Below are 13,782 nucleotides of genomic sequence, written 5' to 3'. Positions count from 1 at the left end.
CGTCGATCCAGTCCCAATCGACCTTGCCGGCAAGCTGAACCAGCTCGTGCTTCATATTGATGATCTGGTCCAGCCTGGCCCGGAACAGATCGCCCGATTCCGTCGTCCTGTGCTTCTTCGGTCGCATCGCCACCTCCGATGCGACGACGGAATCATGACTGGCGATTCGACGGAATCCTGAAAATGAAATTGCAAGGTTCCGATGCCCCAAGCATCAAAACCCTGCAATCGCAAAACAGCCCACAAAGACAAATGCGATTCTAGCTCAATCGCTTAGCCGCTCTTCACGGACGACTCGCCAAACTGAACCCTGTGGTTATGGGTCCCGGATCTGCGCGCGCTTGAGGCGCGCTTGTCCGGGACGACGAACAGTATGCCCAGGGACAGCGGAGGACGACGCGAGATCTCTGCTAAATCTCCACCACCTGTCCAGGCTTCATCGCCACGAACCGCTCCTGCGGAATCTTTGCGGCATCGAGCGCTTCGACCAAGGCTTTCGCCGGCGCGTCGATCGCTTCATCCGTCAGCTGGAACGTGCCGTGATGGTGCCCGAGCGCTTGCTCGGCACCGCAGTCGAGCAACGCCTTCACCGCATCTTCCGGGTTCATGTGCTGGTCGCGCATGAACCAGCGCGGCTCGTAGGCGCCGATCGGGAGGATCGCGAGGCGCAGTGGCCCGTGCTTGTCGGCGACGCGGCGAAAGTGCCTGCCGTCACCATAGCCGGAATCGCAGACGACGTAGATCTTGCCGGCCGGCGTCTCCAGCACGAAGCTCGCCCACAGCGCCTTGTTGCGATCGAACATGCCGCGCGCCGTCCAGTGCCGGGTCGGCACCAGATGCACGGCGATGCCGCCGCCGAGCTCGACGCGATCGTGCCAGTCGAAGGCTTCTACCTTGATCGTGGAATCCCGGCTGCGCATTGTGACGTCATTGCCGAGCGGGGTGACGACGCGCGGGGCGAAATTCTTGGTGAGCCGCGACAGCGTCGCGATATCCAGATGATCGTAATGCCCGTGCGAGACCAGCACGACATCGATCTTCGGCAGCTTCTCGAAGGCAATGCCGGGATCGTTGTGTCGCTTCGGACCGGCCCAGGCGACCGGGGAGACCCGCATCGACCAGACCGGATCGACCAGGATGTTGAGGCCGCCGGCCTGGATCAGCCAGCTGGCGTGGCCGACGAAGGAGAGCCGCACGTTGTCGCCCTCGATGCGCTCCGGCGGGATGTCGGCATGGGGGCTCGGCGCCCACATGGGCCATTTCGCGCGCTGCCGTCCGCCGCCCAATTGCCAGCGCAGCAGCTCGCGAAGCGGTTTCGGCGGCGCCCCGTCCGGATCGAAGAAGTGCAGGCCGTTGAAATGGTCGGAGGCGGGGCCGTCATAGGTTTTCATGCGGAGGATCCAGCGCGAGGACGCCGACCAGGGCACCGGCGCCGGCGAGCGGCCCCAAAAGTCGGGTGACCGGCAGGCTCGTAGGGCAGGCTCCTAGGGATAGTCGGGCGGTAAGACATCACCGGCTATATGGGCGGGCCTGGCAGAAAAGGAACCCATGGCCAAAAATGTCACATTTTCAGTACCTTGCCTTATCAAGGCCGCCCCGGCCCCCTAACTTTCCTTGACTTTTGGGCGGGAGCGGCGTTTAACCCCGCCACTTTCTCGGAAAGGCTTTCTTTTCGACCCGCCGACTGGCCCTGGAGGCCAGAGGTCAACGCCCGACAGCGCTGTGCGCCCTCGGGCGCAAAGGTGTTTGGTTTTCTGCTCCCTCGCCCCGCCCTTGCGGGGAGAGGGTCGGGGTGAGGGGCTCTCTCCGCGCATGGTGCGCGTAGATGGACCCGTACCCCCTCACCCGCCGCCAAGAGGGCGGCGACCTCTCCCCGCAGGCGAGGAGAGGTAAAAGAGGACAACGGCATTGTTCGACAATCTGTCGGAACGGCTTGGCGGCATTCTCGATCGTCTGACGGGGCGCGGCGCGCTGACCGAAAAGGACGTCGATGCCGCGATGCGCGAGGTGCGCCGCGCGCTGCTGGAAGCCGACGTCGCGCTCGAGGTGGTACGCAGCTTCACCGAGCGCGTCCGCGAGCAGGCGATCGGCGCCACCGTCGTCAAGTCGGTCACACCCGGCCAGATGGTGGTCAAGATCGTCCATGACGAGCTGATCAACACGCTCGGCGCCGAAGGCCAGACCATCGACGTCAATTCCGTGCCGCCGGTGCCGATCATGATGGTCGGCCTGCAAGGCTCCGGCAAGACCACCACCACCGCAAAGCTCGCCCGCCGCCTGGTCCAGCGCGACAAGCGCAAGGTGCTGATGGCCTCGCTCGACGTCTATCGCCCGGCGGCGATGGAGCAGCTCGCCGTGCTCGGCCGCGACCTCGACATTCCGACCCTGCCGATCGTTGCAGGCCAGCAGCCGCCGCAGATCGCCAAGCGCGCGCTGGAAGCCGGCAAGCTCGGCGGCTACGACGTCGTGCTGCTCGACACCGCCGGCCGCACCACGCTCGACGAAGAGATGATGGCGGAGGCGGCCGCGATCAAAGCCGCGGCCAATCCGCATGAAGTGCTGCTCGTCGCCGACAGTCTCACCGGCCAGGACGCCGTGAACCTCGCCCGCTCGTTCGACCAGCGCGTCGGCCTCACCGGCATCGTGCTGACCCGCGTCGACGGCGACGGCCGCGGCGGCGCGGCGCTGTCGATGCGCGCGGTCACCGGCAAGCCGATCAAGCTGCTCGGCACCGGCGAAAAGACCGACGCGCTGGAGGATTTCCATCCCGATCGTATCGCCGGCCGCATCCTCGGCATGGGCGACGTGGTGTCGCTGGTCGAGCGCGCCGCCGCCAACATCGACGCCGAAAAGGCCGCGCGCACCGCCGAGCGCATGCGCAAGGGTCAGTTCGACCTCAACGACATGCGCGAGCAGCTGTCGCAGATGTCCAACATGGGCGGCATCAGCGGGCTGATGGGCATGATGCCCGGCATCTCCAAGATGAAGAACCAGATCGCGGCGGCCGGCATCGACGACAAGATCCTGAAGCGCCAGGTCGCGATCATCGATTCCATGACCCGCGACGAGCGCCGGCATCCGGACCTGTTGAAAGCCAGCCGCAAGAAGCGCATCGCCGCAGGCAGCGGCCAGAGTGTCGAGCAGGTCAACAAGCTGCTCAAGATGCACCGGAACATGGCCGACGTGATGAAGGCCATGGGCTCGGGCAAGCGCGGCCCGCTCGCCGGCATCGCCCAGGCCATGGGCTTTGGCGGCGGCATGAAGCCTCCCTCGCCGGAAGAGATGAAGGCGCTTCAGGAGAAGATGCAGGGCGGCGGCGGACAGGGCCTGCCGAATTTGCCGAAGGATCTGCCGCCTGGCCTTCGCTCGGGCCTACCGAATTTGCCGGGGCTTACGGGCCTCAGCGGCAAGCCGACCCTTCCGGGGCTCGGCGGTTTTCCCGGCAAGAAGAAATGAGGAATTCGTCGCACGGGGTCATCAGCATCTCGTGCAACGCGAAAATACCGATCAACCGAACAAAACGTACTTTGAAGGAGAACTGAATGTCCGTCGTTATCCGCCTCGCCCGCGCAGGCACCAAGAAGCGTCCCGTCTATCACGTCGTCGTTGCCGACTCGCGCTTTCCGCGCGACGGCCGCTTCATCGAGCGTCTGGGCTATTTCAATCCGCTGCTGCCGAAGGACAACGAGGCGCGCCTCAAGCTCGACCTGGAGAAGGTGAAGGCCTGGGTCGCCAAGGGCGCGCAGCCGTCGGACCGCGTGGCGCGTTTCCTCGACGCTGCCGGCGTCAAGAAGCGCGAAGCGCGCAACAACCCGGAGAAGGCCGTGCCGCGCAAGGAGCGCAAGGCGCAGGCCGAAGCCGCAGCGAAGTCGTAAGGCCCGGCCATGTCGGCGCTGGTCTGCGTCGCGCGGATCGGCGCCGCGCATGGAGTGCGCGGTGCGGTCAAGCTGTGGACCTTCACCGAGGATCCCTTCGCCGTCAGGCGCTACGGTCCGCTGCTGTCCAAGGATGGCAAGCGCCAGTTCGAGGTCGCGACGGCGCGCGAGGCGAAAGATCATCTGGTCGCGACGTTCAAGGGCGTCACGACCCGTGATGAGGCCGAGCGCCTCAACGGCATCGAGCTCTACGTTCCGCGCGACAAGCTTCCCGCGACCGACGCGGACGAATATTACCACACCGACCTGATCGGGCTCGCCGCCGTCACCACGGACGGCAAGCCGCTCGGCCGCGTTGTCGCGATCCAGAATTTCGGCGCCGGCGACATCATCGAGATCGCCCCGCCAAAGGGCCCGACGCTGCTGCTGCCGTTCTCCAATGCGGTGGTGCCGGAAGTCGATCTCGCCGGCGGACGCGTGGTGATCGCGCTGCCGCAGGAAATCGAGGGCGAGGACGGGGACAACGATCCCTCCGTGAGTCGTCCCCGCCTAGTGCGCAAAGCGCACAGCGGCGGGGACCCATAACCACAGGCCGGAATTTTTCGCTAAGCTGATCCTCCAGCCATCGCAAAACGGGCTGTGGTGGCTATGGGTCCCGGATCTGCGCGCGCTTGGGGCGCGCTTGTCCGGGACGACGAGAACCGAGATCGAATGACCAACCCCGCACCCTGGCGCGCGACCGTGCTGACGCTGTTTCCGGAGATGTTTCCGGGGCCGCTCGGCGTGAGCCTGGCCGGGCGTGCGCTGGCCGCCGGACTCTGGCAGCTCGAGGTGCGCGACATCCGCGCCTCCGCTACCGACCGCCACCGCAGCGTCGACGACACCCCGGCCGGCGGCGGCCCGGGCATGGTGCTGCGCGCGGATGTTCTGGCTGCCGCCATCGACGCGGCCGGGAGCGGCTCTGAGCGACCCCGCCTGCTCATGAGCCCCCGGGGTCGGCCACTGACTCAGGCCCGTGTCGTCGAGCTCGCCAAGGGCCCCGGCCCCCTGATCGTCTGCGGGCGGTTCGAGGGGGTGGACCAGCGGGTGATCGACGGACGGGGCCTCGAGGAGATCTCGATCGGCGACTATGTCCTGTCCGGGGGCGAGATTGCGGCCCTGGCCCTGATCGACGCCTGTGTCCGGCTGCTGCCGGGGGTGATGGGCAAGGAGGCCTCGGGAACCGAAGAGAGCTTTTCGGACGGGCTGCTCGAACACCCTCAATACACCCGTCCGCAGCTGTTCGAGGGGGTCCCGATCCCGGAAATCCTGACCTCGGGCGACCATGCCAAGGTTGCAGGCTGGCGGCGGGCGCAATCGGAGGCCCTGACGGCGGCCCGGCGGCCGGATTTGTGGGCGCAAGTGCCGACCCCCGTCCCGAATCGGGCCGGGCGCCAAAAAAAGCCAAAAAGCACGACAGACGGGTGACAAACGCTCCGGCTTGCCTTATAGGAGCGGCCACATCCGCAATGGCTGGATAGACGAATTTCGCGCAGCCCCCGTTTGAAAAGGCTGGGCGCGCCGATGGAGATTTACCCATGAACCTGATCAAGCAGCTCGAGCAAGAGCAATTCGACAAGCTGTCCGCCGGCAAGGACATTCCGGAATTCGGCCCCGGCGACACCGTGATCGTCAATGTGAAGGTCGTCGAAGGCGACCGCACCCGCGTGCAGGCCTATGAAGGCGTCTGCATCGGCCGTTCCGGCGGTGGCCTCAACGAGAGCTTCACCGTCCGCAAGATCTCCTATGGCGAGGGCGTCGAGCGCGTGTTCCCGGTGATGTCGCCGATGATCGACTCGATCAAGGTGGTGCGCCGCGGCAAGGTGCGTCGCGCCAAGCTCTATTACCTCCGCAATCTCCGCGGCAAGTCGGCCCGCATCGTCGAGAAGCAGGACCGCCAGGCCGCCGTCGGCGAGTAAGCTCCGCGACCAGGGCAAGCTTTTCGAAAGCGCGGGGCTCGGCTCCGCGCTTTTTTGTTTTGCCGGATGCCTTCCCCGACCTCGTCATTGCGAGCGCAGCGAAGCAATCCAGGCTGATGCCTCGGAGGGATTCTGGATTGCTTCGTCGCAAGGGCTCCTCGCAATGACGATGCCGCTAAACTCTCGCGCTTTTGCCACTGCGTGCTATATAGCTTCTAGAATGTTTCCAGATCCGACCAGCTTCGCCACCATCCAGCGCATCGTCATCGACGATCGCTCGCGGCTGCCTGGCCGGTTCTTCGGACGCTTCGCGACCTCGGCAACGTCAGAGCTTACGCGCGCAGCCTAAAAGCTGCGCTGACGATTTGTTGCCCGCGCGGCCTGCCGCGCTCATCGCTGACACACATTCTTCGGAGCTCAAGCTCATGTCCAAGCCGACCACCCTGTACGACAAGATCTGGAACGACCATCTGGTGCACGAAGCCGACGACGGCACCTGCCTGCTCTACATCGACCGCCACCTGGTGCACGAGGTGACCTCGCCGCAGGCGTTCGAAGGCCTGCGCGCCACGGGACGCAAGGTGCACGCGCCCGAGAAGACGCTCGCCGTCGTCGACCACAACGTGCCGACCACCGACCGCACCAAGCCGAATCCCGATCCTGAAAGCATCGAGCAGATCAAGGCGCTGGCCGAGAACGCCAGGGAATTCGGCGTCGAATATTACAACGAGTTCGACAGGCGCCAGGGCATCGTCCACGTCATCGGCCCCGAGCAGGGATTTACGCTGCCCGGCACCACCATCGTCTGCGGTGACAGCCACACCTCGACGCATGGCGCGTTCGGCGCGCTCGCGCACGGCATCGGCACGAGCGAGGTCGAGCACGTGCTGGCGACGCAGACGCTGATCCAGAAGAAGGCGAAGAACATGCGCGTCACCGTCGACGGCAAATTGCCTGACGGCGTGACGGGCAAGGACATCATCCTCGCCATCATCGGCGAGATCGGCACCGCGGGCGGCACCGGCTACGTGCTGGAATATGCCGGCGAGGCGATCCGTGCGCTCTCGATGGAAGGCCGCATGACGGTCTGCAACATGTCGATCGAAGGCGGCGCACGCGCCGGCCTGGTGGCGCCGGACCAGAAGGCCTACGACTTCCTGCGCGACCGGCCGAAGGCACCGAAGGGCGCGGCCTGGGATGCGGCGATGCGCTATTGGGAGACACTGCGCTCCGACGAGGGCGCGCATTTCGACGACGAGCTGCGCCTCGATGCAGCAAAGCTGCCGCCGATCGTGACCTGGGGCACCTCGCCTGAAGACGTCATCTCCGTGACCGGCATCGTGCCCGATCCGGACAAGATCGCGGACGAGGCCAAGCGCATCTCCAAGCATCGCGCGCTGAAATACATGGGCCTGACTGCGGGAACGAAGATCACCGACATCAAGCTCGATCGCGTCTTCATCGGCTCCTGCACCAACGGCCGCATCGAGGATCTTCGCGCAGCCGCGAAGATTGCGGAAGGCAAGACCGTGTCGGCGAACGTCAACGCCATGGTCGTGCCGGGCTCCGGCATCGTGAAGGAGCAGGCCGAGGCCGAGGGCCTCGACAAGATCTTCATCAAGGCCGGCTTCGAATGGCGCGAGCCGGGTTGCTCGATGTGCCTCGCCATGAACCCGGACAAGCTGAAGCCGGAAGAGCGCTGCGCCTCGACCTCGAACCGCAACTTCGAGGGCCGCCAGGGTTTTAAGGGCCGCACGCATCTGGTGTCTCCTGCGATGGCGGCGGCAGCAGCGATTGCCGGTCACTTCGTCGATGTCAGAGACTGGCGGTAAGCCGGTTCCTGCAATTGTAGCGATCGCGGCAAACCGCCGTTAATCCGCCTCGCCCACATTGTGTCCTCGCGACGGTTCGCGAGGACACGCCTCATGGCCAACAAGCCGGAATATGTCGATCTGATCAGTGACGCGACGCGCCAGCACCGCCGGCGCGCAACGCCGCTGCGCATCGTCGCCAAGCCCGAGGTCGAGGAGACCTCCAGGCTCAGCCGCTGGCCGCCGGCGATGTTCAGGCAGTGGAAGGTCGAGAATTTGATGCGGTGGAAGGCTTCGTCATGGAAGCTGAAGGATTGGCTCTAACCAGCCTCTCCGTCATGCCCGGGCTCCTCCCGGGCATCCACGAACTCTCTGCGCAAGCCCCAAGAACGTGGATGGCCGGGACCTAGGCAAGCGGAAGCGACGCCGTCCTTCGGACGGCTATGCCCGGCCATGACGAATGCAGGGCCAGCACTCACGTCACCAATAGCGGTACGGATACTGCCAGCGCGGCCAGTGGCAGACGCGGCGCGGGCCGTAATAGGTCCAGATGATCCGGCAGCGGCGCGGATAGTTGTAGTAGGGATAATACCCGCCAACGTAATAGGGCCGGCGGAAGTGTCGATAGCCGTAGTGCGGGCGATGATGGCCCCAGTGACGGTGGTAGCCGCCATATCCGCCATGCCGAAAGCCGCCATAGCGATAGCCACCGCCGACATGACGGTGATGAAAGGCCGGCCCGGCGCGAAAGCCGCCAATATGGCCGCCGCGGAAACCGCCGCCATGGAAACCGCCGATATGTCGCCCGCCGCCATGGAATCCGCCTCCGCGGAAACCGCCGCCGTGAAAGCCATGTCCACCATGCCCGCCGCCGTGGCGAACCTGCGTGACGAGATCGTCGGCCGCGGCCTTCGTTGCGGGTGACGTCGCCGGATTGATCAAGGTGAGCGCTTCAGCGCGACGCGCGGTGCCGGCCGACAGCATCAGCGTCGCGGCGGCCGCAAGCCCGAGCAAGCGCATCGAGCTCGTCCCGAGGCCGAACATTCTCAGCATGGAATCCTCCCTGAATCTGGACAGCAGAGCTGCGGCGCGACGTCTCGGCCGCGCCATTGCTGTTCAATAACGGTCGCTCCCTCGGGTAAACTGAGGAGAGCGAGGTGAACGCGCCATGAATGAACGACGCTGGGTCCCGCGATGCGACGCAGTGCCGCGACGGGAGGAATTTTGCAGATGACTGTCTACGCCATTGCACAATTGAAGATGACGGACCGCGCGGCCTACGACCGCTATCAGGCGCGATTCTTTGACGTGTTCAAGACGTACAACGGACGGCTGCTCGCCGCCGACGAACATCCGCGCGTGCTCGAAGGCGCATGGCCGCATGACAAGCTTGTCATGATGTCGTTTCCCGACGAGGCCGCGTTCCTCGCCTTCTCGAACTCGCCCGAGTACGAGGACATCTCGCGTGATCGCAAAGCCGGCGCGCAGGCCACTGTGCTGCTGGTCAAGGGATTTGCGCCCGGCTAGCGGATCACCAGAAGGGCCCGTAGCTGAACACGAAAGGTGCGGGCACGCCGTAAGGATAAGGACGGTAGTAGACGGGCCGCGCGTAATAGCGTGGATCAGGGCGCGCAGCAGGCCGCACGATGTCACGGGTTCGCGCGTGTCGTCGTGCATCGAAAACCGCGATCCCCGCCGAGGCCTCCGGTATCGTCACCCTTTGCGCAGCGGAAGCCGCGCGAGGCAGGCCGGCGGCAAGCGCGACGGCAACGGCCAATGCGATCCATCTCGCCATCACGACCCTCACGAGGCCTCCGCGCTGTTCGCTGGCGCGGGCATTGAACTGGTCAGCCCCGGCGCCAATAGCAGCTCACGCGCGGCACGATCACGGTGCCGCTCGGCCGGTACTCCTGCACATAGGTGGCGTTGCACACGCGGAGCGCGTCGGGACCCGGGTTGTAGCGGGGATAGACACCATCTGGGCTGTAATAGGGCGTGACGCGCAAGCGCGCCGGGGGCCGCTTGCGCGGCGGCGGAACGTCGTCGGGTGGAGCCGCCTGGGCGAGGCGAACCCCGGGGCTGGCGGTCTGGGCTTCCGCGCCGACGCAAACTAGCGAAAACAACCCCATGCACAGTAGAGTCAGCGCTGTTTTCGCTCGCATTTTTCCGCCCACCTGAAACGTCCCATCGACGGCCCCACGCTCCCCGTTTTGGCGACGCCCGTCAACCTCGCCGCGCTTATAAAGCCAGATGCATCGCCGCGGAACCCGCGGCAGAGCCCGTTCCGATGGAATCGGAACAGGCCCCGGACTCTATTTTGACGCGTCTTCTTCACGCGAAACCGGTATCCACTACGCTCGAAAACGCTTTAGAAGAAGCCCATGTGGACGGAATTGAAAGCGCCCTCGCTGGCCGAGATGGAAGCGATGGCTCACGAGGTGTTCGAGCGGCTCCCGGCCGAGTTTCGCAAGCTCTGCGAGGGCGTGATTGTCCGCGTTGACGACTTCCCGACCGAGGAGGTCCTGGACGAGATGGGGTGCGACAGCGAGTTCGACCTGCTCGGCCTGTTCCAAGGCGTCGGCCTGCCGCAGCAGAGTTTTGGCGACGTGGCGCGGCTGCCGAACATGGTCTGGCTCTACCGCCGGCCGATCCTGGATTACTGGGCCGAGCACGACGAAAGCCTCGGCCATATCGTCCGCCACGTCCTGATCCACGAGATCGGCCACCATTTTGGCCTCTCGGACGACGATATGGCCGCGATTGAGGCGCGGGCGGAGTAGGAAGCGTAGAGGGAGCGCACCTCCTCCGTGGCTTGATCCCGCCAAGCAGACTAGACCTGCCGATTTCGGCCTAGGATTCCCGCCCCGATCGCGATAAATACCCGTTCCTCCAGACCCACCCGGGAAAGCGCAACCATGGACAAGTTCACCACGCTGGAAGGCGTCGCGGCGCCGCTGAAGATCATCAATGTCGACACCGACATGATCATTCCGAAGCAGTACCTCAAGACCATCAAGCGCACCGGCCTTGGCAAGGGGCTCTTCTCCGAGCAGCGCTACAAGGACGACGGCAGCGAGAACCCGGATTTCGTTCTCAACCAGCCCGCCTATCGCAACGCCAAGGTTCTGGTCGCCGGCGACAATTTCGGCTGCGGTTCGAGCCGCGAGCACGCGCCCTGGGCGCTGCTCGACTTCGGCATCCGCTGCGTGATCTCGACCTCGTTCGGCGACATCTTCTACAACAACTGCTTCAAGAACGGCATCCTGCCGATCCGCGTCAGCCAAGAAGACCTCGACAAGCTGTTCGACGATGCCGAACGCGGCGCCAACGCGACGCTGACGATCGACCTGCCGAACCAGGAGATCCGCGGCCCCGACGGCGGCAAGGTCAAGTTCGAGATCGATCCGTTCCGCAAGCACTGCCTGATCAACGGCCTCGACGACATCGGTCTCACCATGGAGAAGAAGGCCTCGATCGACAGCTACGAGGAGAAGCTCAAGCGCGAACGCGCCTGGGCCTGATCTCGTATTTTTTGAGCATGATCTTTCCGGAAAACCGCTGCACACTTTTCCTGATCATGCTCTAGTTCTCGTTCGAGCCCCGGTGCGCCATCCGCGCCGGGGCTTTTTCTTTGCTCCGGATATCCCGTATAGCTTTTCCTCATGCTGCCCGAGATCGTCACCTTCTGGCATGGCCCGATGGATGCGCTGCGCCGGACCTGCCTGCGCTCGCAGCTCGCTGCCGGCCACAAGATCACGGTCTACAGCTTCGACACCATTCCCGGCCTGCCCGCAGGAATCGCCAATGCGGATGCCGAGGCGATCCTGCCGCACGCGTTCTCCGAACGGCTGCGGCCGCCGCAGCCGGACGGCAGCTGGCGCGACTGGACCGCGCTGCAGTTCAGCGACTTCTTCCGCATGAAGCTGATGGCGAAGGGCCTCGGCCTCTGGCTCGATGCCGACGTGCTGCTCTTGAAGCCCATCGAGATCGATCCGGCAAAGCCGTACTTCGCCTGGGAGCGGCCGCGCCAGCTCGGCAACTCCGTGATCTATCTTCCGCCCGGGCACGGCATCGTGCGCGCGTTCGAGGAGCTGATGGAACAGGATGAGCTGACGCCGGACTGGCTGTCGCTGCGCCACCGCATCACCTTCATGATGCGCCGCCTGCGCGGCGGCTCGAACCGCCTTTCGGATATTCGCGTCGCGATCTACGGCCCTGCCGCGCTGACCGCGCTCGCGCGCCGCACCGGCGAGTTGCACAACGCACTTCCGAAGCAATCGTTCTATGCCGTGCATGCCGAGCCGAAACGCTTCTTCGACCCATCGAGCTATCTCGGCCTCGTCACCAGCCCCGAGATCATCGGCCTGCACATCTCGCCCAAGGGCCGCGGCGGCGAAAAGCCGATTCCGGGCAGCCTGTATGCCTGGGCGGCGGAAAAGTTTAGGTAGCTCTCCGCTACCTTGAACGATCGCATAGCAGCATAAGTGGTCGTCATGCCCGGGCTTGTCCCGAGCATCCGCGTTCTTTGCACTGCGCACCAAGGCGTGGATGGCCGGGTCAAGCCCGGCCATGACGATGTCGAGGGACTTACGCTCTTTCGACGACCACATCGTGCCCATCCCAATCGCGCTGCAGCGCGTCCGGGACACGAGACGCTGAATCCTGTTTGATCCAGCGCAACGCGCTCCTGCACCATTGTGCTTAATTCGCTCCAATTCCGACGTCCGAATGGAGCGTTCCATGAGCACCGCAAGCAAGCCTTATCCCATCGTTCAGGACCTCATCGAGTCCTTTGCGAGCTGGCTGAAGCATCGCCGCGAGATGAACGAGATGCGGCAGCTCGATCGCGCCGATTTCGACCGGATCGCGAATGATCTCAGGATCGCGCCCGACGATCTCGAAGAGCTGGTCCGTCACGGCCGGCACGCCGCCGACGAGCTGCCGAAGATGCTGGAGCAGCTCGGCATCAGCGCCGAAGGCCTCGGCCGCGCACAGCCCCTGCTGCTGCGCGACATGGAGCGGGTCTGCTCGCTCTGCGATCAGAAGGGGCAGTGCGACCGCGATCTCGCCGAGGGCACCGCCGCGGAGAATTACCACGGCTATTGCGGCAACGCCTCGACGCTGGAGTCGCTTGATCGCGCAGAGATCGTGCCGCACTGAGTCGCGGGGGGCTCGACCGACGAGTGAGATTTTCGGCGAGAACGGGGCCATCGGCTTGGCGCACGCCCCTGCGGGGGCAAACCTCGCACCGGACGTTGTCACGGACTATGCTGGATAGGTATGCTGTCGCGTATACTGGCTCGAACGATACCGCATGACCAATTCCGCGAAGACCGGGACGAGGAAGCGACGGTGGCCTTTCGTGCTGGCCTTTGTTGTGCTCGTCTATCTAGCCCTCGCATATGTTCTGGTGCCCACCCTGTGGATTCACCACGAACAAGAAGCGGGGCTCGCTTCGTTGCCGATGCTCACCAGGACATCGGACGATATCCCTGGTGACCCTCTGAACGTTGGACTTGTTGGCGAGGGCGGAGATGTCGTCCGCGCCATGAACGCGGCGGGATGGTCTGCGGCCGACGCCGTGACGCTGCGATCAAGCATCGAGATCGTCGGGAGCGTGGTACTGGATCGACCGTATCGCGACGCTCCGGTCAGCCCGCTCTACTATCTGGGAAAGAAGGAGCAATACGCGTTCGAGAAGCCTGCAGGGAAAAGTGCAGATCGGCGGAATCACGTTCGGTTCTGGAAGGCCCTCGAAAAGGGTGATGACGGTCGACCAGTCTGGCTCGGTTCGGCAACTTTCGACCGAGGCGTCGGGCTGAGCCACGATACGGGACAGGTCACCCATCACATCGCGGCCAACATCGATGCCGAGCGGGATCTCCTGATGGCCGACCTGCGAGCGGCCCGCGTCGTCAGCAGTTTCTTTCAGATCTCCGGCATAGGCCCCACTCTGTTCGGCCGAAACGGTGGCGGCGACCCCTACTATACGGATGGCGAGATCCACGTCGCCGTCCTGGTGCCGGGAGCGGCGAGCGGACCCGCCGATCCGCCGACCATTCCACCGCCCTCATTCATCGCTCTCAAGGATGCCATATGGCACGGCATCGCTCGCCAAGCCGAAACGACGCCTTAGCC

General features: G+C 64.7%; 17 protein-coding genes. 13 read left to right on the top strand and 4 right to left on the bottom strand.

All coding sequences use genetic code 11. The features are described from left to right. Positions 1-410 precede the first annotated feature (410 nt). Entirely contained in the window at positions 411-1,391 is a 981-nt protein-coding gene (locus H1B27_RS04275; protein WP_197965107.1) for an MBL fold metallo-hydrolase, read from the bottom strand. A gap of 517 nt (positions 1,392-1,908) precedes the next feature. Between H1B27_RS04275 and ffh the strand changes: the two genes are divergently transcribed. The 7 genes from ffh to H1B27_RS04240 all read left to right on the top strand — a co-directional run bounded on the left by ffh (position 1,909) and on the right by H1B27_RS04240 (position 7,968). Then, the gene (gene ffh / locus H1B27_RS04270; protein ID WP_061880171.1) at positions 1,909-3,456 is read left to right on the top strand and encodes a signal recognition particle protein; all 1,548 of its coding nucleotides are present in this window, start codon (positions 1,909-1,911) and stop codon (positions 3,454-3,456) included. An 86-nt stretch (positions 3,457-3,542) separates the two neighbouring features. Further along, the gene (gene rpsP, locus H1B27_RS04265) at positions 3,543-3,875 is read left to right on the top strand and encodes a 30S ribosomal protein S16 (protein WP_061880170.1); all 333 of its coding nucleotides are present in this window, start codon (positions 3,543-3,545) and stop codon (positions 3,873-3,875) included. A 9-nt stretch (positions 3,876-3,884) separates the two neighbouring features. Continuing rightward, positions 3,885-4,460 carry a ribosome maturation factor RimM gene (gene rimM / locus H1B27_RS04260; protein ID WP_197965106.1) on the top strand — a complete coding sequence of 192 codons (576 nt, stop codon included), beginning with the start codon at positions 3,885-3,887 and terminating at the stop codon, positions 4,458-4,460. 126 nt (positions 4,461-4,586) lie between these two features. Continuing rightward, entirely contained in the window at positions 4,587-5,342 is a 756-nt protein-coding gene (gene trmD, locus H1B27_RS04255; protein ID WP_197965105.1) for a tRNA (guanosine(37)-N1)-methyltransferase TrmD, read from the top strand. A 110-nt stretch (positions 5,343-5,452) separates the two neighbouring features. Beyond that, the gene (gene rplS, locus H1B27_RS04250; protein ID WP_011083318.1) at positions 5,453-5,833 is read left to right on the top strand and encodes a 50S ribosomal protein L19; all 381 of its coding nucleotides are present in this window, start codon (positions 5,453-5,455) and stop codon (positions 5,831-5,833) included. A 425-nt stretch (positions 5,834-6,258) separates the two neighbouring features. After that, positions 6,259-7,665: a 3-isopropylmalate dehydratase large subunit gene (gene leuC / locus H1B27_RS04245; protein WP_197965104.1), complete on the top strand. Its 1,407-nt coding sequence runs from the start codon at positions 6,259-6,261 to the stop codon at positions 7,663-7,665. Positions 7,666-7,758: 93 nt separating this feature from the next. Further along, the gene (locus H1B27_RS04240; RefSeq protein ID WP_197965103.1) at positions 7,759-7,968 is read left to right on the top strand and encodes a hypothetical protein; all 210 of its coding nucleotides are present in this window, start codon (positions 7,759-7,761) and stop codon (positions 7,966-7,968) included. Between the two features lie 156 nt (positions 7,969-8,124). On the opposite strand, the gene H1B27_RS04235 is transcribed toward H1B27_RS04240, so the two are convergent. Then, positions 8,125-8,697: a hypothetical protein gene (locus tag H1B27_RS04235; RefSeq protein ID WP_197965102.1), complete on the bottom strand. Its 573-nt coding sequence runs from the start codon at positions 8,695-8,697 to the stop codon at positions 8,125-8,127. A gap of 177 nt (positions 8,698-8,874) precedes the next feature. Between H1B27_RS04235 and H1B27_RS04230 the strand changes: the two genes are divergently transcribed. Next, entirely contained in the window at positions 8,875-9,171 is a 297-nt protein-coding gene (locus tag H1B27_RS04230) for a DUF1330 domain-containing protein (RefSeq protein ID WP_197965101.1), read from the top strand. Between the two features lie 4 nt (positions 9,172-9,175). Here H1B27_RS04230 and H1B27_RS04225 read toward each other — a convergent pair whose 3' ends face one another. After that, on the bottom strand, positions 9,176-9,439 hold the full coding sequence (locus H1B27_RS04225; RefSeq protein WP_194390786.1) for a hypothetical protein: 264 nt from the start codon (positions 9,437-9,439) through the stop codon (positions 9,176-9,178). 52 nt (positions 9,440-9,491) lie between these two features. Further along, positions 9,492-9,773 carry a hypothetical protein gene (locus H1B27_RS04220; protein WP_197965116.1) on the bottom strand — a complete coding sequence of 94 codons (282 nt, stop codon included), beginning with the start codon at positions 9,771-9,773 and terminating at the stop codon, positions 9,492-9,494. A gap of 252 nt (positions 9,774-10,025) precedes the next feature. Here H1B27_RS04220 and H1B27_RS04215 point away from each other — a divergent pair, with 252 nt between their 5' ends. From H1B27_RS04215 to H1B27_RS04195, 5 genes are all read left to right on the top strand, one after another. Next, positions 10,026-10,424 carry a metallopeptidase family protein gene (locus H1B27_RS04215; RefSeq protein WP_197965100.1) on the top strand — a complete coding sequence of 133 codons (399 nt, stop codon included), beginning with the start codon at positions 10,026-10,028 and terminating at the stop codon, positions 10,422-10,424. A 135-nt stretch (positions 10,425-10,559) separates the two neighbouring features. Next, positions 10,560-11,165: a 3-isopropylmalate dehydratase small subunit gene (gene leuD / locus H1B27_RS04210; protein ID WP_061880161.1), complete on the top strand. Its 606-nt coding sequence runs from the start codon at positions 10,560-10,562 to the stop codon at positions 11,163-11,165. Positions 11,166-11,306: 141 nt separating this feature from the next. Beyond that, the gene (locus tag H1B27_RS04205; protein WP_061880160.1) at positions 11,307-12,092 is read left to right on the top strand and encodes a glycosyltransferase family 32 protein; all 786 of its coding nucleotides are present in this window, start codon (positions 11,307-11,309) and stop codon (positions 12,090-12,092) included. A gap of 292 nt (positions 12,093-12,384) precedes the next feature. After that, positions 12,385-12,804: a DUF6455 family protein gene (locus H1B27_RS04200; protein ID WP_061880285.1), complete on the top strand. Its 420-nt coding sequence runs from the start codon at positions 12,385-12,387 to the stop codon at positions 12,802-12,804. Between the two features lie 154 nt (positions 12,805-12,958). Further along, the gene (locus H1B27_RS04195) at positions 12,959-13,780 is read left to right on the top strand and encodes an LssY C-terminal domain-containing protein (protein ID WP_061880159.1); all 822 of its coding nucleotides are present in this window, start codon (positions 12,959-12,961) and stop codon (positions 13,778-13,780) included. Positions 13,781-13,782 lie beyond the last annotated feature (2 nt).

Source organism: Bradyrhizobium diversitatis (genome assembly GCF_016031635.1).
GTDB lineage: Bacteria > Pseudomonadota > Alphaproteobacteria > Rhizobiales > Xanthobacteraceae > Bradyrhizobium > Bradyrhizobium diversitatis.
Note: the sequence above shows the minus strand (reverse complement) of the source record. Positions and strands in the feature narration are given on the sequence as shown.